Raw genomic sequence first — 16,736 nt, 5'->3', positions numbered from 1 at the left:
CCCTGTGATTATTTCAGCTTAACAGCATACTGGCTGTAACAAAAACCATGGCTAAACAAGGAAGGCCTGAGCTGATTTCTTCCGTGGTATTTATCGACAAGTACCTGTGCTGGAAAAGAGATATATCATCGCTTTAAGTTAAATCAACAGGTATTATTCGGAAAAAACGATTACAGGAATGCTTAAATGGACAGACAATCGTTTGCTGAACTTTTTATTGGCATGCAGTCTCTTGTGCGGCCTTTATTGATTAATGTAATGGTGAATGATAGCGATACCCACTTGATTAGCCAGTTGCCTGTATTTGGTGGGCAGCCTTGCTGGCAGCGTATATCCAGCCTGACGCCAGAAAATTCGCAGCAGGCTTTTCTGACACTGGTGTTCCCGGGAGTGGCGCTTCCACTGGAAACTTTGGCACAGTGTACTGGCCTGGTGGTGTTGTTGTTACCTGCGGGGGCGGGCGCACCAGCTAATTTACCCAAAGGCGTCATTGTCTGGCCGGTGCAGGGGGCGTTGATGCGCGGGTTGCAGGCCAGGTTGATGACATTACTGGTGCCATTATTACAACCGGGCCTGGTCATGACGGAATGCGAAGATGTTTCGCAAATTCTTAAAGCTGGCCGGACACTCCAGCACTGCACTGTGCGTAATTATCAACCGGAAACTCTGGCGAAAAATATTACCGCACGTTTGCCGCTGGCTGAACAAAATAGTTTACTGGTGGTGCTGTTATCACCTTTTGCCCGTGGATTGCTTACCAGCTACGAAGAAGCAATGGAACAAATAGCAGTGCAAATGCGGCCCCAGGCCAGGTTGCTTGGGGGAGTCTGGCAATGCGCGATAGCAGAGCCCACCGCGCGGGTGATTGGGTTATCCGGGTTTCCGTCAGATACTTTGACCGCCAGACATTATTTGGCGACTGGCAGCCTGACCCAGAATGTGCCGCTGTAAGGGATTGGCAGGAAGCGCTGATAAAGTGTTTTCAGTGTTTGTTCCGGGTTAATGTCGGCAAATTGTTGTGGGTAGAATGTTTTTGCAAAGAATTCGACTGCCGCAACATGGTAAGGGCTGAGATAGAAATTATGCCACAATCCCCATGCGTTCCCCTGACGTACCGCATTGAGGTAGCTCAGGGGCTGTTGGGCCGCAATCGCGCGTTTAATGCTGTTTTGTGCCTGTTGCTGGCTGACCAGAGGGCCGAGTTGCAACGTGCGCCCGCTGTTGCTCATTCCCGTGCCAATGTAGACCTCAGGCTGGCTGGCGAGCAATTGTTCTGATGACAGATTACCAAAAACCCCTTTAAGCAGTGGCCTGGCAATATTGTCCCCGCCAGCAAAATCCAGTAATTGCCCCAAATTACCATGGGCGACAGTCGTGCAGCAGGTGTCTCGTCTGCCGAGGTGGAGATGTAAAAACACCGTGGGCTCAGGGCCGTGAATTGCAGCCAGCCGTTTTTTCACCTGATCCATATGTTGTTGGTAAAAATCAATAAAACTCTGCGCCCGCTGTGGCTGGTTTAATACCTCGCCCAGCAGGCGAATGCTGGGTACGGTGTTGTGCAGAAGATCGACTCGCAGATCGATTTTAATCACCGGTATGTGGGCCTGCGCCAGTAATTCAATGAACTGGCTTTCTGAATGGCTGCCCTTTGCCAGTTGCGGCAGGATAACCAGGTCTGGTTTCAGGCGGATAACCTGCTCGATGTTACTTTGCTCCAGAAAACTGTCGCCCAGTTGGGTTACCGAGGCCAGTTGTGGGAAGGCTTTTAACCACACTGACCAGGTTTGCGGGTCGTACTTCGCCATATCACCCGGCCAGCCGACAATCTTATCTGCTGGGTAACCCGGCTCCAGTAAGCCCAGGGTATACAACATGCGGCTTTCACCCAACACAATGCGTTGCGGGTTATCCGGAATAGTGACCTGGCGGCCAGTAATATCAGTGACTGTTTTGGCACAAACCAGTGTGCTGAATAGCAGGCATAAAGCAACAAGCAGGGTACGCATACGGCGGGTAGCCTGAAACGAAGAATAAGGGGGTAAATGATAATTATAATCAGTTATTTTTGCAATATTGAGCCATCCCGCCAGGCTGACGGGATGGCAGCTATCAGGCATCCTGTGGCAAATGAGTGCCGATATAACGCTGGTACTTACTGCTCTTCAGATAAGTAAGGTCAACCAGAACCAGGCCATCAATGCAATCGTTGAAGTCCGGGTCGCTGCCGAAATCAATAAACTGCACGCCACCGGGTTCACACAGTTCCGAATACTGCTTGTACAGTGGCGGGATACCGCACCCCAGGTTATTCAGGCGTTGTTTGAGGTGCGCCAGGTCTTGCTGGTAATCTGTGCCCGTAAACTCCCCCAGCACTTCCGGGAGTGAAGAAGGCCAGGGGCGGCGCGACACGCCCAGAGGGCAGACAGGGGCAAACCATAAGCGGTAAAAAGCCACCAACAAGTGGCGGGCAGCCAGCGGCATGCCACCCGAAATAGACACTGGCCCAAATAAATAACGGTAGTCCGGGTTACGTGCCAGCCAGGCGCCGATGCCATACCACAGGTAATCCAGGCCGCGTCTCCCCCAGTAACGTGGCTGAATAAAGCTACGACCCAGCTCAATCCCTTGTGCCAGTATGGGTTCCATTTCCTGCTGGTAGTCGAACAGGCTGTGGCTGTATAAACCGGTGTAACCCCGTTGTTTCAGCGCATCTTTGCCGGGCATAAAACGATAGGCTCCAACAATTTCCAGCGCGTCGTCATCCCATAACACCAGGTGCCAGTAATCGTCATCCCAGGCGTCAACGTCACGGCGTTTCCCGGTGCCTTCTCCCACAGCCCGAAAAGCGATTTCGCGTAACCGGCCCAACTCACGTAAGATGGGGGTTTCCTCTGCGCCATTGCGCCGCCAGAGGTAAATACGTTTGCCATCGGGAGCGCTTCCCAGACATTCAGCCTGGCTGAGTGCCTGGCGCAGGGTTTGCCTGTCTTCCGCCGGGGCAATGCCTTTTTCCGTACGGAAATACCCTGTGTCGCGTTTCCCAATCTCATGGACATGCTCGCGAAAGCGTACTGCCAGTTCACGGGCTGGTTGGGTCGCTTGCCAGCCATCCCAGGGAATGCGTTCACCAACTCTGACGGGTAACCTGCTACCGCGCAGGCGGAACATTTCGCGAATCAGTAACAGTAGCGATAACCCTGGTGAAATCAGGGAAGTAAGATAAAACAGTGCGCTGTTACGTGCCTGAATTCGTACTGGCAGAATCGGTGCCTGATAACGCCTGGCGAGCTTGATAAACCCGGCAGACCATGGCCGGTCACTGATTCCTTCTGGCCGCCAGCGAGCCACTTCCCCGGCAGGGAAAAAGATTAATACGCCCCCCGCGGCAAGGTGATTATCCATTTCGGTAACTGCCGATTTGCGCACCTGGTTGTTCATGTTATCCACAGCGATAAACAACGAAGAAAGCGGTTCGAGCTGGCTAAGAATGCGGTTTGCCACTACTTTGATATCGCGGCGAACGCGTGAAATGGCATACAACAGTAACAGACCATCGGCGGTGCCGGTGGGGTGATTGGCTACTACAACTAATGGCCCATGTCCGGGAATTTGTTCCAGATCCCTTGCCGGGATATCACACTGTATTTGCAAGTGCTCAAGCACCTGCTCCACCATATCCAGCCCCTTGAGGTGACGATAATCGTGCGCAAACTGCTGGAAATCCTGTTCGTGAAGTAAGCGTTTGAGCATACGCACGGCGCGCTCGCCGGGCTTGTGGTGGGGATATAACTCATCCAGTACGTTGTCGATACTAAACACGGTCATTCCTCCTCTATTTTGAGGCTGACCTTAAAGCGGTAACATGACAGGTGCATGTCAACGGGGTGACGTTCTTATGGCGTGCGGTTGGTTGCCATTTTTTTGCAACAAAACAATTTCTGTTCATGTACAATTGCGCAACATTTTGTTCTGGCAGGCCATGTTGTGTTGCATCGTTTCCACGCCAGAGCAGGCCGGGTGGGTATTTTCCTGGCTCTGCTCGCTATTTTTATGCTGTTTGTTGCGCCTGTTGTGTCAAAAGCGCTGGTGCGGCAAGGGTTGATGATGCCTGAAACAGGCAACATGCTAATGCCCGGCATGGCGATGGTACAGCATGAGCCAGCAATGGCTCATAAACACGCCGGAGAACATCACGGGATGCACCACGCATCCTCCAGGAAAAACACTGCTTATCACGATGTTGTGCACAACGACACAACCACCCCGCAGGCGAACTGGATGGATGATGCGGCTTGTGGCTATTGCCAGTTATTACTGCATATGCCGCTTATCTTCTGGGTTGCCACGTTATTATTGTGGTGCCTGATTACGTTGCGGCGCACACCTGCTGTTGTGCAGGTTTGTGTGCCGGCTCTCCGCGGGTGGTTTCGTCCATTCCTCGCCCGGGCTCCGCCTGTTTTGGCTATCCACTAACACTTATTTTGCTGTGCGGCTTTCTTGATAACTGCACAGTTGTGTCATTTCTGGATAATTGATTACAGGTAAGCCATGACTTCTGAAATATTACCGGCTGGTGGCCGGGGCGCTGTTGTACAGATGCTGCGCCGGTTGCACTTTTATATTGGTCTGTTTGTCGGACCGTTTATTTTCCTTGCCGCACTGACTGGCACGGCCTATGTCCTGACTCCGCAACTGGAAAATGCCTGGTATGCCGGCACGTTATTTGTCACCCCGCAAGGTGACGCTCAGCCGTTATCCCGCCAGGTGGAAGCCGCCAGGCGTTATGTGGGGCCTGCTGAGCCATTCTATGCTGTGCGCCCGGCACCCGGCCCGCAAGATACTACCCGGGTACAGTTTGCTGACCCGAAGCTGGGGGCTTCACGTTCCCGTGCCGTGTTTATTAACCCGTATACCCTGGCGGTAACCGGTGATATGCCGGTATACGGAACCAGTGGAATTTTACCGTTACGCACCTGGCTTGATGAATTTCACCGTAGCTTGCAACTGGGCGTTTTTGGCCGTAATTACAGCGAGCTGGCTGCTTCCTGGATGTGGGTGGCGGCCGTGGGTGGCATGTTGCTGTGGTGGCAAACCCGGGTAAAAAAACGGCGCAATGGGCCAGTGCGTGGTGCCAAAGCGCGCACCCGCCACTGGCATATTGTGCTGGGGTTAACCTTGCTGGTGGGGATGGTGTTTTTCTCTGCCACCGGGCTGACCTGGTCGCGCTGGGCCGGGGGCAACATTGATACTCTACGTAATGAACTGGGCTGGATGACACCGCAAGTCAGTACATCTTTGACGGCAGATGGTACACCCACACCGATAGACCCGCATGCCATGCATCACATGCAAGGAGGCATGGTGATGGCAGTACCTGTCCAGGACTGGGATAAGGTACTGGCTGCAGCAAGGCAGGCGGGCATATCAGCCAATAAAATTGAAATTCGCCCGCCGAAAAAAATGGGCACGGCCTGGACCGTGACAGAAATTAACCGCGCGTGGCCCACACAGGTTGATGCGGTTTCAGTTAATCCGGTGAATTTCCGGATTGTTGATGCTGTGCATTTTGCCAATTTCCCTCTGGTGGCGAAACTCACCCGTTGGGGTATTGATGCTCATATGGGCATACTCTTTGGTCTTGCTAACCAAATCCTGTTGGCAGTGTTTGGCCTGGGGTTGTGCGTGTTAATTGCACTGGGTTACCGCCAGTGGTGGTTACGCCGCCCGGCCCGAAGTGAACAGCCGTTGAGTGCCGCCTGGTCTGCGTTACCTGGTGGGTTACGTATTGCCGTGGTGGTGTGCGCACTCGCTCTTGGGTATTGCCTGCCAGTGATGGGCGTGAGCCTGGTCGCTTTTTTGGCAGTGGACATGCTGCGTAGCTACCTGGGCCGCTCCCGGTGGGTATTGAGTGAGTGAATTCAGGTGCTGTTGCGTGATCCTTACTGCAAATATTAACAGTTCACTGTGTAAGGATGCGTAACCACGCAAAGTTTTACTGAGTAGCGCTTGAATTACCCTCTGTTACCCGCACAATTTGCGCGGGTAATATTGCCCGGTGACACAAATGTAAGGATACATTTATGACGACGGTTTCATTGAAAATTGAGTCGGGTGCCACACAGTTAACGCTACCAGAAGGCTTCAGAAGTTGGCTGGCGTTTTGGGAAGCTCAACGCGGGAAACGCGCAACACAGTGTGAAGCCTTTGGTTGCGACCGCGAAGTAACTGAAGCAGGAAGGGTGATTAAGGTCGGTAAAGTGGATGGGGTGTATATTCTGCCGTTATGCGATCGCTGCAGTAGCCTTGCCAATACCCGGATTTTCAAAGCCTGGGATAAAGACCTGGTCATGCTGACTCAGGAACCAGAAGCTGCTACCTGAACGGCGCAATAGTTCTGGCTCTGGGTCTGTTACTGTTCTAAAAAAAGCAGGAAGCCAGGTTTCCTGTTTTTTTTGTTGGTACTACTCGGCAACTGAATAACGCCGACAGGTTCCTGTCTTAAATCTTAATAAAGCGATGGAATTGGGGTTTATGCACCAGGTCCAACGTCATAATCGAACCCCAGGCCTTAACGAAGTCACAATGAACGGTAAAATAAACAGATGTTTTTGTCCCGGATGTACCAGGGAATAAAAAAGGTAATATGTAAAGTGGCTCATTTATCATGTGGGAGAAAGGGTTTTTCACGTAGTGAGGAATGAATGTGACTGTAAAGTACTATAAAGATAATGGGTGTAATTTGACTTTAGGTAAACCAGAAGGGGATAATTGAGCATTGTTAAAATGAATGAGGTGACTGCAGACACGTTGCGCTACCACTTGTTTATGTCTTTATTTACATGAGGTTTATATAACTAATATACTACCATCTTAAACTGGTTTATTACCTTATCAGGTGGTGGTTGGTAAGCTTATCGCCATAAAGATAATGAGGTGTAAATGGTTATTGTTGAATTAAATGAATTTGATCTTGAAGAGGCTATTTCAGATTCGGAATATTTCACTGCCAGTGAGGATGAGTATTTTTCTGCTGATGAATGTAATCCTGTTTATTTTTCGCATGCTAATCCAGAATATTTAAATCCTTTTAATTCACAGCGTCCAGTGCAATCTAATTTGGGGTGTTCAAGGCCATCTGGAGCAGGGACATCAGGCTCAAGGTATTCAGTGCAATCCGGTTCAGGATATTCAACACCATCCAGTTCGGGTTATTCAAGAAAATCCGGTTCAGGCTATTCATCATTCAGAGCTAAAGCAGGGCGGAGTAAAGCCCCGGGAGACACTGGCTGGACTTTTGATGAGAGTGCGCCCAGAGAAAAGTATAAATTCAGAAGGCACATTCCGGTAGAGCCTGCGACAATGCGAAATTATTATATGTGGCGAAGACTAATCCTTGCCGGGCAACATCCGAGAAATGCAGCTGATATGATTGGGAGCCAGTTTCGTTATAAACAAGTGAAGCAAAAAAAAGATATTCAACTTTTTAGCATTAGATTGAGCAATGAGCATCGGGTTTTTTTTATCATTAAAGAACAAGAGCGTATTGTGAAAGTGCTAAATATTGGTGGGCACTCTTTTAGTTGATTCTTATTTTTTATTGGGTTCTGTAGATAAAGGATAAGGTTTGTATGCTTTCTCGTTTTAATTTTACTGATCTTCACAAGGGAATGCGGAATATTTTATATAAATAACCGGGATTTTTTATGATACAAGAAATTGATATAGCAAAGCGTTATAAAGGTCTGCTTAATAGTTCTGAACTCTCAGGGCATAATAGTAATGGTCGTTGTTATGGTATGAGTCTTAAGTGGATAACTGATAGTTTAGATGGCATGATTAGCACTGCAGCGAATCGTAATCAAGGTTTTAGCTTAAGTGCGCTTGAGGATTTTTATATTTACGCAAATATGGTTCAGTCAACTATACATAATGGTGTTGGCCTGGAGACAGCTTGCAAAACACTGGACTCTTATCATCTTCTGAATGGTAAAACCAATAAATTTAATAAAGCCGTAATAAGATATAATTTGATCAGAGGGATGGGTATTTCAGATAAACTGGATAATATGATTAAAAGGCCTGAAGGGAATGCTGGCGAAGCAATTCTGTTAATAACACATGATAAAGGGCATGCATATGAGTCTCTTCATGCAACTGCTTTAATATGTGATGGTAAAAAAGTGTATTATTTTAACCCTAATCGAGGGGTTTTTCTTATGGAATCACATGATAATCTACAAACAATATTGAAGCATTTGAAAACAAATTTTCACCATGATCAATGCACATCATATGGCATTGCTTCAATGCTAATTAATCTGTCTGATAAATCTGGTATTAGACCATTAGATATCGTTCACTCCCGTAATCAATGGGTTATTTGAACGTTAGTTATCCCCGGTAATAAAACCATTCTTATATTGTTTAAGGTTCTCCCCATCGTAAGTGATGGGGTTTTCCATTATGCAGATACTGATAATGGCTGCTGTGACACAGGCGGAAATATCCTGAGTTGCCCTCTGTTATTGGCGTAATAAGCCCGGAATATGTAGTATGCTTTCTGGTAACAGGATAAATAAAAATAATGTTGAATTCGGGGCCGGTAACTATAGAGGAAGCTACAGTTATTTATCACCGCGAGCAGACTTATCTGACCTCCATACAAAACGCCCGATGGTATTCATCAGGCGTTTAACAGGCAGAACATAGCCAGTTTCTATCAGAGCTGGTTATATATGATGGTTACAGAATTTTCTTCTCTGCCAGATCCAGCGCGAAATAGCTGAGAATGACATCAGCACCAGCACGCTTGATTGCTCCCAGGCTTTCCAGTACCACGTTTTCTTCGTTAATTGCTCCGGCAAGTGCGGCCAGCTTAATCATTGCGTATTCGCCGCTCACCTGGTAGGCGGCCAGTGGTAGCGTGGTACGTTCGCGAATATCACGCACAATATCCAGATACGGGCCCGCGGGTTTTACCATCAGCGCATCTGCGCCTTCTGCTTCATCCAGCAGGGATTCACGAATGGCTTCACGGCGGTTTAACGGGTTCATTTGGTAGGTTTTACGGTCCCCTTTCAGGGCTGTACCCGCTGCTTCACGGAACGGGCCGTAAAATGAAGAAGCAAACTTAGTAGAATAGGCCATGATAGCGGTTTCACTGAAACCGGCAGCGTCCAGTGCCTGGCGAATGGCTTTTACCTGGCCGTCCATTGCAGCTGACGGGGCGATAAAATCAGCTCCCGCAGCAGCAGCAACCACTGCTTGTTTGCCGAGGTTTACCAGGGTTGCATCGTTATCCACCCCGTGGTCGCACAGCACACCGCAGTGGCCGTGGCTGGTGTATTCACAAAAGCAGGTATCAGACATCACTACCATTTCCGGTACTGTGGATTTGCAGATACGTGACATCCTGGCGACCAGGCCATTTTCATTCCAGGTATCGCTACCTGTGGCATCTGTATGGTGAGAAATACCAAAGGTCATCACACCACGAATACCGGCTTTGGCAATACGCTCAATTTCATAAGCAAGGCGTTTTTCCGGGATGCGCACTACACCAGGCATGGCTTCAATCGGAGTGTAATCATCCAGGCCTTCTTCAACAAATATTGGCAGAATCAGATCATTGCGGGTCAGTGTGGTTTCTTCGAACATGGCCCGAACGGCAGGTGATTTGCGTAACCGACGCGGGCGGTTAGCCAGATTAAATTCAGACATAGTGCTTTCTGCTCTTCATCGTTGTTATCAGTGATGCCAGTATACCTGAATGGCAAATGGTTATTTTACGATTCGCGCCCACAACAACTGTATGTGGGCGCCGATAGCGTCAGGATGACGGGATAACCAGCGGTTTGTTATTGCTCAGTGCGGCAACCAAATCGTTAACGCCATCACTCATATTGGTAAAGCGGGTTGATGCAGAACGGGTTACTACCACAAATACACCAATGTTCTCTTGTGGGTTCATCGCAATATAAGTAATAAAACCACCTGCACCCCCGGTTTTTTGAATAATTCCCGGCCGGCCATCTTTGGGCGCCATATAAACCCAGCCTAAACCCAGTGCATCTGCTTTACCAGGAACATCCATCCCAACCAGGCGGGTTAACTGCGCGCGTTGATAAATCAGCGTTTGCATTCTGTCTGCCTGTGCAGAGCGGTGGTAGATATCAGAGGATAAAAATTGCTGCATCCAGCGCATCATATCCGCCGGTGTTGAATACACGCCTCCACTACCAATGGCCGCCAGGGTGTTATTGCACGGACTGGCACTTTTTTCGGCCACCATTAACCTTCTGCACTGGTCTGGTGAAGGCGTATAAGTGGTATCTTTCATGCCGAGTGGGCGAGTAATGTAAGCGTCGAACAGTGAAACCCAGGATTGCCCGGCCGCGCGGGACAGCGCGTCAGCCAGCAGGTCAAACCCCAGGTTTGAATAAGCAGCCACGCTACCTGGTGTGACTTTCAGGCTGGCATGCGACAACCAGTTCCAGCGCTGGGAATAAGTCGGCCAGACAAATACCGGGCGGTGTGCGGCTCCCCCGGGCTGTTCGCGCGGCAAACCACTGGTATGGGTCGCCAGGTTTTCCAGCGTAATAGGAACGCCATTGTGACCAGGTACAGCATCACCGGCAGGGGCGTATTTTTTTAGCGGGTCATTGAGTTTCACCACCCCTTGTTCCGCCAGTTTAACCAGCATTTCACTGGTCATCAGTTTGGTCAGCGAAGCAATGCGAATAACCGAATCCAGTTGAGGCCGGACATTACTGCCAGGCCTTGTCTCACCGAAGCTACGAAAAACCCGCTGATTTCCGTCAATTACCACCATAGCCATGCCAGTGGCGGAGGTACCGTAGTAAATCAGGTTGGCGTAACGGTCAACAATATCTGCTGTGAGCAGTGGGTCGGGTGATGAGCTGGCTTTCACTACCAGCGGTTGTAATGACATCAATAATGCCGTAACGGCAAACAGACAACGTTTCAAGGTGAACCCTGCGTGTAAAACCACTCAATAATATGGGTATTTATACTACTTCTGGCACATGTGCAAAGTGTTAAATGCAAATCATTGTCAACCGCCTGGTTTTCAGGTTATTCGCTCACTTTGTATGGCGCTGTGTTTGGCGATTTGTGCTGTGGTAGTATCTTTGTTTTTCCGGGGAAAATGGCAATGGTACAGCAGCGAGTAGTCATGGTGGTCGACATGCAGTTGGGGGTGTTTGTAACGGAGCGTGTGGCGCGAGACATCTGTTGCCAGCGTATTAATCAACTGATTGATGCCGCTGAACAGGTGATTTTCATTCAACATGCGGAAGCAGACATGCAGCCAGGTACAGAAGCCTTTGAAGTACTTCCGGAACTTCATCAACCCACATCGGCATTACGGGTAACGAAAACAGCCTGTGATGCCTTCTGGCGTACTTCTCTGGCCCAGGAGCTGGAAGCCGCTGGCATTACCGGGTTTGTCGTGTGCGGATGCGCCACTGATTATTGTGTCGATGCGACAATAAAGCGCGCTGCCGGCCTTGGGTACCGTGTAACAGTGGCAGAAGATGCGCATACCACGGCAAACCGCCCTGCGGCAAATGCACAGGTGCTGATTGCCCATCACAATGATGTCTGGCGTAATTTTACTGTGCCGGGTAACCCGGTGCTGGTTCAGCCCGTCGCCAGCATCCTGGAACAATGGGCCGGGGCGTGATTTTGTCAATCGGTTTCATGCTTTGAAACAAGTTTTGCAACGCCCGGGTAGTAGAAAGCGTTATGGTTAATGGAGACGGAAATCCGGCCAGCGTCGCAGTAAGCAATAGCCCGATAACGAGACGTTATTTTCAGGAGTTTTTTCATGTTCAAGTCTTTTTTTCCCAGACCGGCAGCCTTTTTTCTGTCGGCTTTTATCTGGGTGATGATAGCAGTTATTTTCTGGCAGGCTGGTGGGGAGCGTTGGCTGGAGCATTTGGCCGGGGCCACAAATAACGTACCGATTAGTGCCGCGCGTTTCTGGTCCGGGAGCTATCTGGTGTTTTATGCTTACTACTTGTTTTGCGTGGGCGCCTTTGCTGTGGTGTGGTTTAAAATCAGCCCGCATCGCTGGCAATACTGGTCCATTCTTGGTTCTGCTTTAATTGTCTTTGTTACCTGGTTTCTGGTGGAAGTCAGTGTGGCTATTAACGCCTGGTACCAGCCATTTTATGACTTGATCCAGCGTGCACTGGCAAAACCTAATTCCGTGCCTATCCATCAGTTTTATCATGAGGTGGGGGTTTTTCTGGGGATCGCGCTGATAGCAGTGGTAGTGGGAGTGCTGAATAACTTCTTTATCAGCCACTATGTGTTCCGCTGGCGTAGTGCCATGAACGAACACTATATGGAACACTGGCAGCGCCTGCGCCATATTGAAGGGGCTGCACAGCGTGTGCAGGAAGATACCATGCGCTTTGCCTCGACACTGGAAGATATGGGCGTCAGCCTGATTAACGCCATTATGACTCTGATTGCTTTCCTGCCTGTGCTGGTGGCGCTATCTCCCCATGTAAAGGAGTTCCCTATTGTGGGGGAAATTCCTTATGGCCTGGTGATCGCGGCAATTGTCTGGTCCTTGTTTGGTACCGGTCTTTTGGCTCTGGTTGGGATAAAATTACCGGGGCTTGCGTTCAAAAACCAGCGCGTCGAAGCGGCTTACCGAAAAGAACTGGTGTATGGCGAAGACGACAACATGCGCGCAACACCACCCACGGTTAAAGATCTGTATGCGGGGGTGCGTAAAAACTATTTCCGCCTCTATTTCCACTATATGTACTTTAATATTGTGCGTATTCTTTACCTGCAGGTAGATACGGTCTTTGGTATTTTCCTGCTATTTCCTTCGATTGCCGCGGGCACTATTACGCTGGGGCTGATGACGCAGATTACCAATGTGTTCGGACAAGTTCGTGGCGCATTCCAGTATTTAATCAGTTCCTGGACAACCCTGGTAGAATTGATGTCAATTTATAAGCGTCTGCGCAGTTTTGAGCGGGAGCTGGATAATATTCCGGGGCCGGAGGAAGTGGAAGTGGCCTGACAGTCTGTTGCTGATTGCCGGGAGCACATCACTCCCGGCAAGAAAAATTACAGATGGCGTAGTTTAAACACCAGCGCCAGTACCGCCAGAATAAAACCGACAGCCAGCACAGGCACTAACCCAAAAATAGTGCTGACCAGCATACTCATTTCAATAACCGGCCCGTCTGCCTGGTTGTTTGTTTGTAGCAAGTGTTCAAAAATACCTTGCGAGTGAGACAACATATTGAGTAAGTGTGAACCTACCCAGAAACAAAATAATACGAAAACTGCATAAGCAATATTCCCGGGCAGCGTTGTTTTAGGGCGAGCCCGGGGCAGGTTACGAATTGGCAGGTCTGTCATAGTGCACCTTCTTGCCGTAATTGTTACGCGCATGGCTAATACTGAGAAAGTACCGAGAGTGTTGCAGCAAGGTGTCATGCCGGACATCAGAATAGTGATAATTGAGTTGCAGAATAATCCTGGTTTTTACAGACTGTAATACTTGTCATCTTTCTGTGCTTTTGGCAGAGCGTCTCTACAGCGCGACACACTACACAGACTGGTTGTGCAAAATATTGGATAATGAATGTTTATTGGGTAATGGAGCCTGTTGTGTATGACTCTGAGTACGAAACTTCGCCGTGACTGGCACTATTATGTGTTCGCTATTGGGCTGATTTTTATTCTCAATGGTGTGATAGGGGTGGCCGGTTTTCCCACTGAAGGGTGGAAAAGTTATGCTGTGGGGCTGGTTACCTGGGTTATCAGTTTCTGGCTTGCGGGGAAAATTATTCGCCGCCACCCGCAGGCAGCGGCAGAAGAACATGATGAAAGCAATTAATGCGCAACGCTGCTTTTCAGTGCATTGTCTTGTTGGTGGCGTTCCAGAGCCAGTTCTATCAGGCGGGTGATCAACGCCTGGTAGCTTAACCCGCTGGCCTGCCACAATTTGGGGTACATGCTGATATTGGTAAAACCAGGCAACGTGTTTATTTCATTAATGATGACCTGGTTATCTGGTGTCAGAAAAACATCCACTCGCGCCATACCGAGGCAATCCAGAGCCTGGTAAGCTTTTACAGCAATAGTGCGGATATTATCGCTGACTTCTTCAGGAAGCGCTGCCGGGACAACAACTTCAGCACCCTTGTCGTCAATGTATTTTGTGTCGTAAGAGTAAAATGCACTTTTCACGACAATTTCACCGCATACGCTGGCCTGTGGGTCACCATTCCCCAGTACAGCACACTCAATTTCTCGCCCTTTAATGCCTTGTTCAACGACAACTTTGTGGTCGAATTCAAAAGCAAGTTCTGTGGCTGTGATGAATTCGGCTTCGCTGGTCACTTTACTGACGCCGACAGAGGACCCCTGGTTAGCCGGTTTAACAAACATCGGTAAACCAAATTGCCGTTCCAGTGTCTGGAAATCATAGCGATGACGATTGGTGCGGGTCAGTGTGACAAACGGCGCAATTTTTAACCCGGCATCACGCAGGAGGCGTTTGGTAACGTCTTTGTCCATGCACATGGCGGAACCCAGTACACTGGAACCGACAAAAGGCAGATTTGCCATGCGCAACATGCCCTGCAATGAGCCATCTTCGCCTAACGTGCCGTGAACTATTGGGAAAATCACGTCAATCTGGCCCAGAGAGTGTGCGCTGTCAGAGTCTATCAGCTGGTTTTGCTCAATTCCCGGTACCAGTGCCACATTTTTATCTGAACGGTTCAGGGCGATTAACGCCGGGTTGTTTGCATTCAGGAGGTAGCTGGATGCATCGTTAATATGCCACTGGCCTTGCTTATCAATACCCAGAAGGACAACGTCGAATTTTGTTTTATCAATGGCGTCGACGATATTTTTTGCCGACTGAAGGGACACTTCATGCTCGGAAGATTTGCCACCAAACACGATCCCCACACGTAACTTTGCCATGTCGCACATTCCTGAGGCTTATCAAAAACGACACCATATCATGCTGGCGAGGTGGATTCATGTGCTTCATGAACAGGAAGTGAAAAGGGGAACAAAGTGCTGTTGTTTTGTCCATTTTTTCATCGAAAAAAAACGGCGATTTGTACCGAATGAGATGCTGTATGGGTAGCATACCTGCATATGGGTTGCTACATTTGTACTACAAATCATGCCTGCTACCCGATAAACCACCAAAATAATAATAACGGCATGTTATGTGAGGGCAGATGAAAAGTTCGCTGTTATGCTGGCATGACTTGATACTCTTTATCTCACAGTGTTTTCTGTATGGAATCCTGGAAAGTTAACCTTATTTCAGTCTGGTTTGGCTGCTTTTTTACCGGGCTGGCGATTAGCCAGATTTTACCTTTTTTGCCGTTGTATATTTCCCAGTTGGGTGTGCATTCCCACGAAGCACTGTCGATGTGGTCCGGGTTTACGTTCAGCATTACTTTTCTGGTTTCCGCCGTTGTTGCCCCCTGGTGGGGCAGCCTTGCCGACCGTAAAGGGCGGAAGCTGATGCTACTGCGCGCATCACTGGGCATGGCTGTCACTATTTTACTACAAGCCTTTGCCACCAATGTCTGGCAACTGTTTATTCTGCGCGGTGTGATGGGGCTGACTTCAGGCTATATTCCTAATGCTCTGGCGCTGGTTGCTTCTCAGGCTCCGCGGGAACGCAGTGGCTGGGCGATTAGTACTTTATCTACCGCCCAGATAAGCGGTGTGATAGTTGGCCCATTAATGGGTGGGATTCTGGCGGATAACTTCGGGCTACGGCCGGTGTTTTTACTCACCTCTGCCTTGTTGATGGTCAGCTTCTTAGTGACTCTGTTTTTAATTAAAGAGCGGGCCAGGCCAGTACAAAATAAGGCGGGACAGTTAAGTGGTAAAGCCGTATTCAAAGCACTGCCTTACCCTTTTTTGATAGTTAGTTTGTGTGTGACTACACTGGTAATTCAGCTGTGTAATGGTTCTATTGGGCCGATTCTTGCCCTGTTTATTAAGTATCTTGACCCTGGCAGTAATAATATTGCGTTTATGAGTGGGCTGATTGCCGCTATCCCGGGTATTCCGGCTTTACTCGCCGCACCACGCCTTGGCCGCCTGGGTGACCGGATTGGCACCGATAAAATTTTAATGGGTGCGCTGGTCTTTGCCGTGGTGTTGTTTTTCTCCATGAGCTTTGTTGCTACGCCGGTGCAACTGGCTGTGCTGCGGTTTTTATTAGGCTTTGCTGATGGTGCAATGCTCCCTGCAGTGCAAACATTGCTGGTGAAATATTCCACTGAGCAGGTAACCGGGCGTATATTTGGGTATAACCAGTCATTTATGTATATGGGCAATGTCGTTGGGCCATTGATGGGAGCCAGCGTTTCGGCAATAATCGGTTTCCGCTGGGTGTTTGTTGTTACTGGTGTGGTTGTTGTACTGAATATTTTGCAGTTTGCTCTGGTGCTGCGTAAGCGAAACCAACTGGCTGCTGCCAGGCGTGAAGGTTAATCTTCTGGTGAGCCGGGGCGTTTGTGTTATGAGTTCTGTTTATCTGATGGCACATTCAGTTTTAAGGTGCCTGAATAATCATTTATTACCATTTAAAATTATAGATTCTCCCGGCTAATTGTTGGGCCATCTACAAATAGTGTTGTTATTCTTCTAACTGGACGCACAATATAGCGAATTATTTTCGTATTCCTTCAAGGGAACTG

General features: G+C 49.0%; 15 protein-coding genes and 1 pseudogene. 10 read left to right on the top strand and 6 right to left on the bottom strand.

The features are described from left to right. Nucleotides 1–186 precede the first annotated feature (186 nt). Nucleotides 187–951, top strand: a complete 765-nt coding sequence (locus tag MPHASIOC01_RS21205; RefSeq protein WP_064599169.1) for a hypothetical protein — start codon at nt 187–189, stop codon at nt 949–951. On the opposite strand, the gene MPHASIOC01_RS21200 is transcribed toward MPHASIOC01_RS21205, so the two are convergent. Both MPHASIOC01_RS21200 and MPHASIOC01_RS21195 read right to left on the bottom strand, forming a co-directional pair. Further along, entirely contained in the window at nt 909–2,006 is a 1,098-nt protein-coding gene (locus MPHASIOC01_RS21200) for an ABC transporter substrate-binding protein (RefSeq protein ID WP_353613230.1), read from the bottom strand. The genes MPHASIOC01_RS21205 and MPHASIOC01_RS21200 overlap by 43 nt on opposite strands. Before the next feature lie 103 nt (nt 2,007–2,109). Next, complete coding sequence (locus MPHASIOC01_RS21195; protein WP_353614965.1) at nt 2,110–3,819, bottom strand: GNAT family N-acyltransferase; 1,710 nt, start codon at nt 3,817–3,819, stop codon at nt 2,110–2,112. 165 nt (nt 3,820–3,984) lie between these two features. Between MPHASIOC01_RS21195 and MPHASIOC01_RS21190 the strand changes: the two genes are divergently transcribed. The 5 genes and pseudogenes from MPHASIOC01_RS21190 (at nt 3,985) to MPHASIOC01_RS21170 (ending at nt 8,384) form a co-directional block, all read left to right on the top strand. Next, nucleotides 3,985–4,473: a DUF2946 domain-containing protein gene (locus MPHASIOC01_RS21190; RefSeq protein ID WP_353613229.1), complete on the top strand. Its 489-nt coding sequence runs from the start codon at nt 3,985–3,987 to the stop codon at nt 4,471–4,473. Between the two features lie 75 nt (nt 4,474–4,548). Further along, a pseudogene (locus MPHASIOC01_RS21185) lies at nt 4,549–5,877 on the top strand (PepSY-associated TM helix domain-containing protein); the annotation flags it as partial. Between the two features lie 203 nt (nt 5,878–6,080). Next, the gene (locus MPHASIOC01_RS21180) at nt 6,081–6,380 is read left to right on the top strand and encodes a hypothetical protein (RefSeq protein WP_064599175.1); all 300 of its coding nucleotides are present in this window, start codon (nt 6,081–6,083) and stop codon (nt 6,378–6,380) included. Between the two features lie 559 nt (nt 6,381–6,939). Then, on the top strand, nt 6,940–7,584 hold the full coding sequence (locus tag MPHASIOC01_RS21175; RefSeq protein WP_353613228.1) for a hypothetical protein: 645 nt from the start codon (nt 6,940–6,942) through the stop codon (nt 7,582–7,584). Nucleotides 7,585–7,703: 119 nt separating this feature from the next. After that, on the top strand, nt 7,704–8,384 hold the full coding sequence (locus MPHASIOC01_RS21170) for a hypothetical protein (RefSeq protein WP_353613227.1): 681 nt from the start codon (nt 7,704–7,706) through the stop codon (nt 8,382–8,384). Between the two features lie 358 nt (nt 8,385–8,742). Here the strand turns inward: MPHASIOC01_RS21170 and hemB are convergent, their stop codons facing one another. Both hemB and ampH read right to left on the bottom strand, forming a co-directional pair. Then, nucleotides 8,743–9,720 carry a porphobilinogen synthase gene (gene hemB / locus MPHASIOC01_RS21165; RefSeq protein ID WP_064599182.1) on the bottom strand — a complete coding sequence of 326 codons (978 nt, stop codon included), beginning with the start codon at nt 9,718–9,720 and terminating at the stop codon, nt 8,743–8,745. A gap of 109 nt (nt 9,721–9,829) precedes the next feature. Further along, complete coding sequence (ampH, locus tag MPHASIOC01_RS21160; RefSeq protein ID WP_353614964.1) at nt 9,830–10,954, bottom strand: D-alanyl-D-alanine-carboxypeptidase/endopeptidase AmpH; 1,125 nt, start codon at nt 10,952–10,954, stop codon at nt 9,830–9,832. A gap of 219 nt (nt 10,955–11,173) precedes the next feature. Between ampH and MPHASIOC01_RS21155 the strand changes: the two genes are divergently transcribed. After that, nucleotides 11,174–11,704, top strand: coding sequence for an isochorismatase family protein (locus tag MPHASIOC01_RS21155; protein WP_353614963.1), 531 nt, complete (start codon nt 11,174–11,176; stop codon nt 11,702–11,704). 144 nt (nt 11,705–11,848) lie between these two features. Next, nucleotides 11,849–13,066 carry a peptide antibiotic transporter SbmA gene (sbmA, locus tag MPHASIOC01_RS21150; RefSeq protein ID WP_064599184.1) on the top strand — a complete coding sequence of 406 codons (1,218 nt, stop codon included), beginning with the start codon at nt 11,849–11,851 and terminating at the stop codon, nt 13,064–13,066. Between the two features lie 47 nt (nt 13,067–13,113). Here sbmA and MPHASIOC01_RS21145 read toward each other — a convergent pair whose 3' ends face one another. Then, complete coding sequence (locus MPHASIOC01_RS21145) at nt 13,114–13,410, bottom strand: DUF2755 family protein (RefSeq protein WP_064599186.1); 297 nt, start codon at nt 13,408–13,410, stop codon at nt 13,114–13,116. A 256-nt stretch (nt 13,411–13,666) separates the two neighbouring features. On the opposite strand from MPHASIOC01_RS21145, the gene MPHASIOC01_RS21140 reads away from it, so the two are divergent. Then, entirely contained in the window at nt 13,667–13,891 is a 225-nt protein-coding gene (locus MPHASIOC01_RS21140; protein ID WP_064599187.1) for a DUF2754 family protein, read from the top strand. Here MPHASIOC01_RS21140 and ddlA read toward each other — a convergent pair. After that, on the bottom strand, nt 13,888–14,988 hold the full coding sequence (gene ddlA, locus MPHASIOC01_RS21135) for a D-alanine--D-alanine ligase (protein ID WP_353613226.1): 1,101 nt from the start codon (nt 14,986–14,988) through the stop codon (nt 13,888–13,890). The two genes, MPHASIOC01_RS21140 and ddlA, sit on opposite strands and share 4 nt — an antisense overlap. A gap of 327 nt (nt 14,989–15,315) precedes the next feature. On the opposite strand from ddlA, the gene MPHASIOC01_RS21130 reads away from it, so the two are divergent. Beyond that, the gene (locus MPHASIOC01_RS21130) at nt 15,316–16,530 is read left to right on the top strand and encodes a multidrug efflux MFS transporter (protein WP_064599192.1); all 1,215 of its coding nucleotides are present in this window, start codon (nt 15,316–15,318) and stop codon (nt 16,528–16,530) included. The last annotated feature ends 206 nt before the right edge of the window (nt 16,531–16,736 follow it).

Origin of the sequence: Mangrovibacter phragmitis (genome assembly GCF_040429585.1) — a bacterium.
In the GTDB taxonomy this organism is placed as follows: domain Bacteria; phylum Pseudomonadota; class Gammaproteobacteria; order Enterobacterales; family Enterobacteriaceae; genus Mangrovibacter; species Mangrovibacter phragmitis.
Note: the sequence above shows the minus strand (reverse complement) of the source record. Positions and strands in the feature narration are given on the sequence as shown.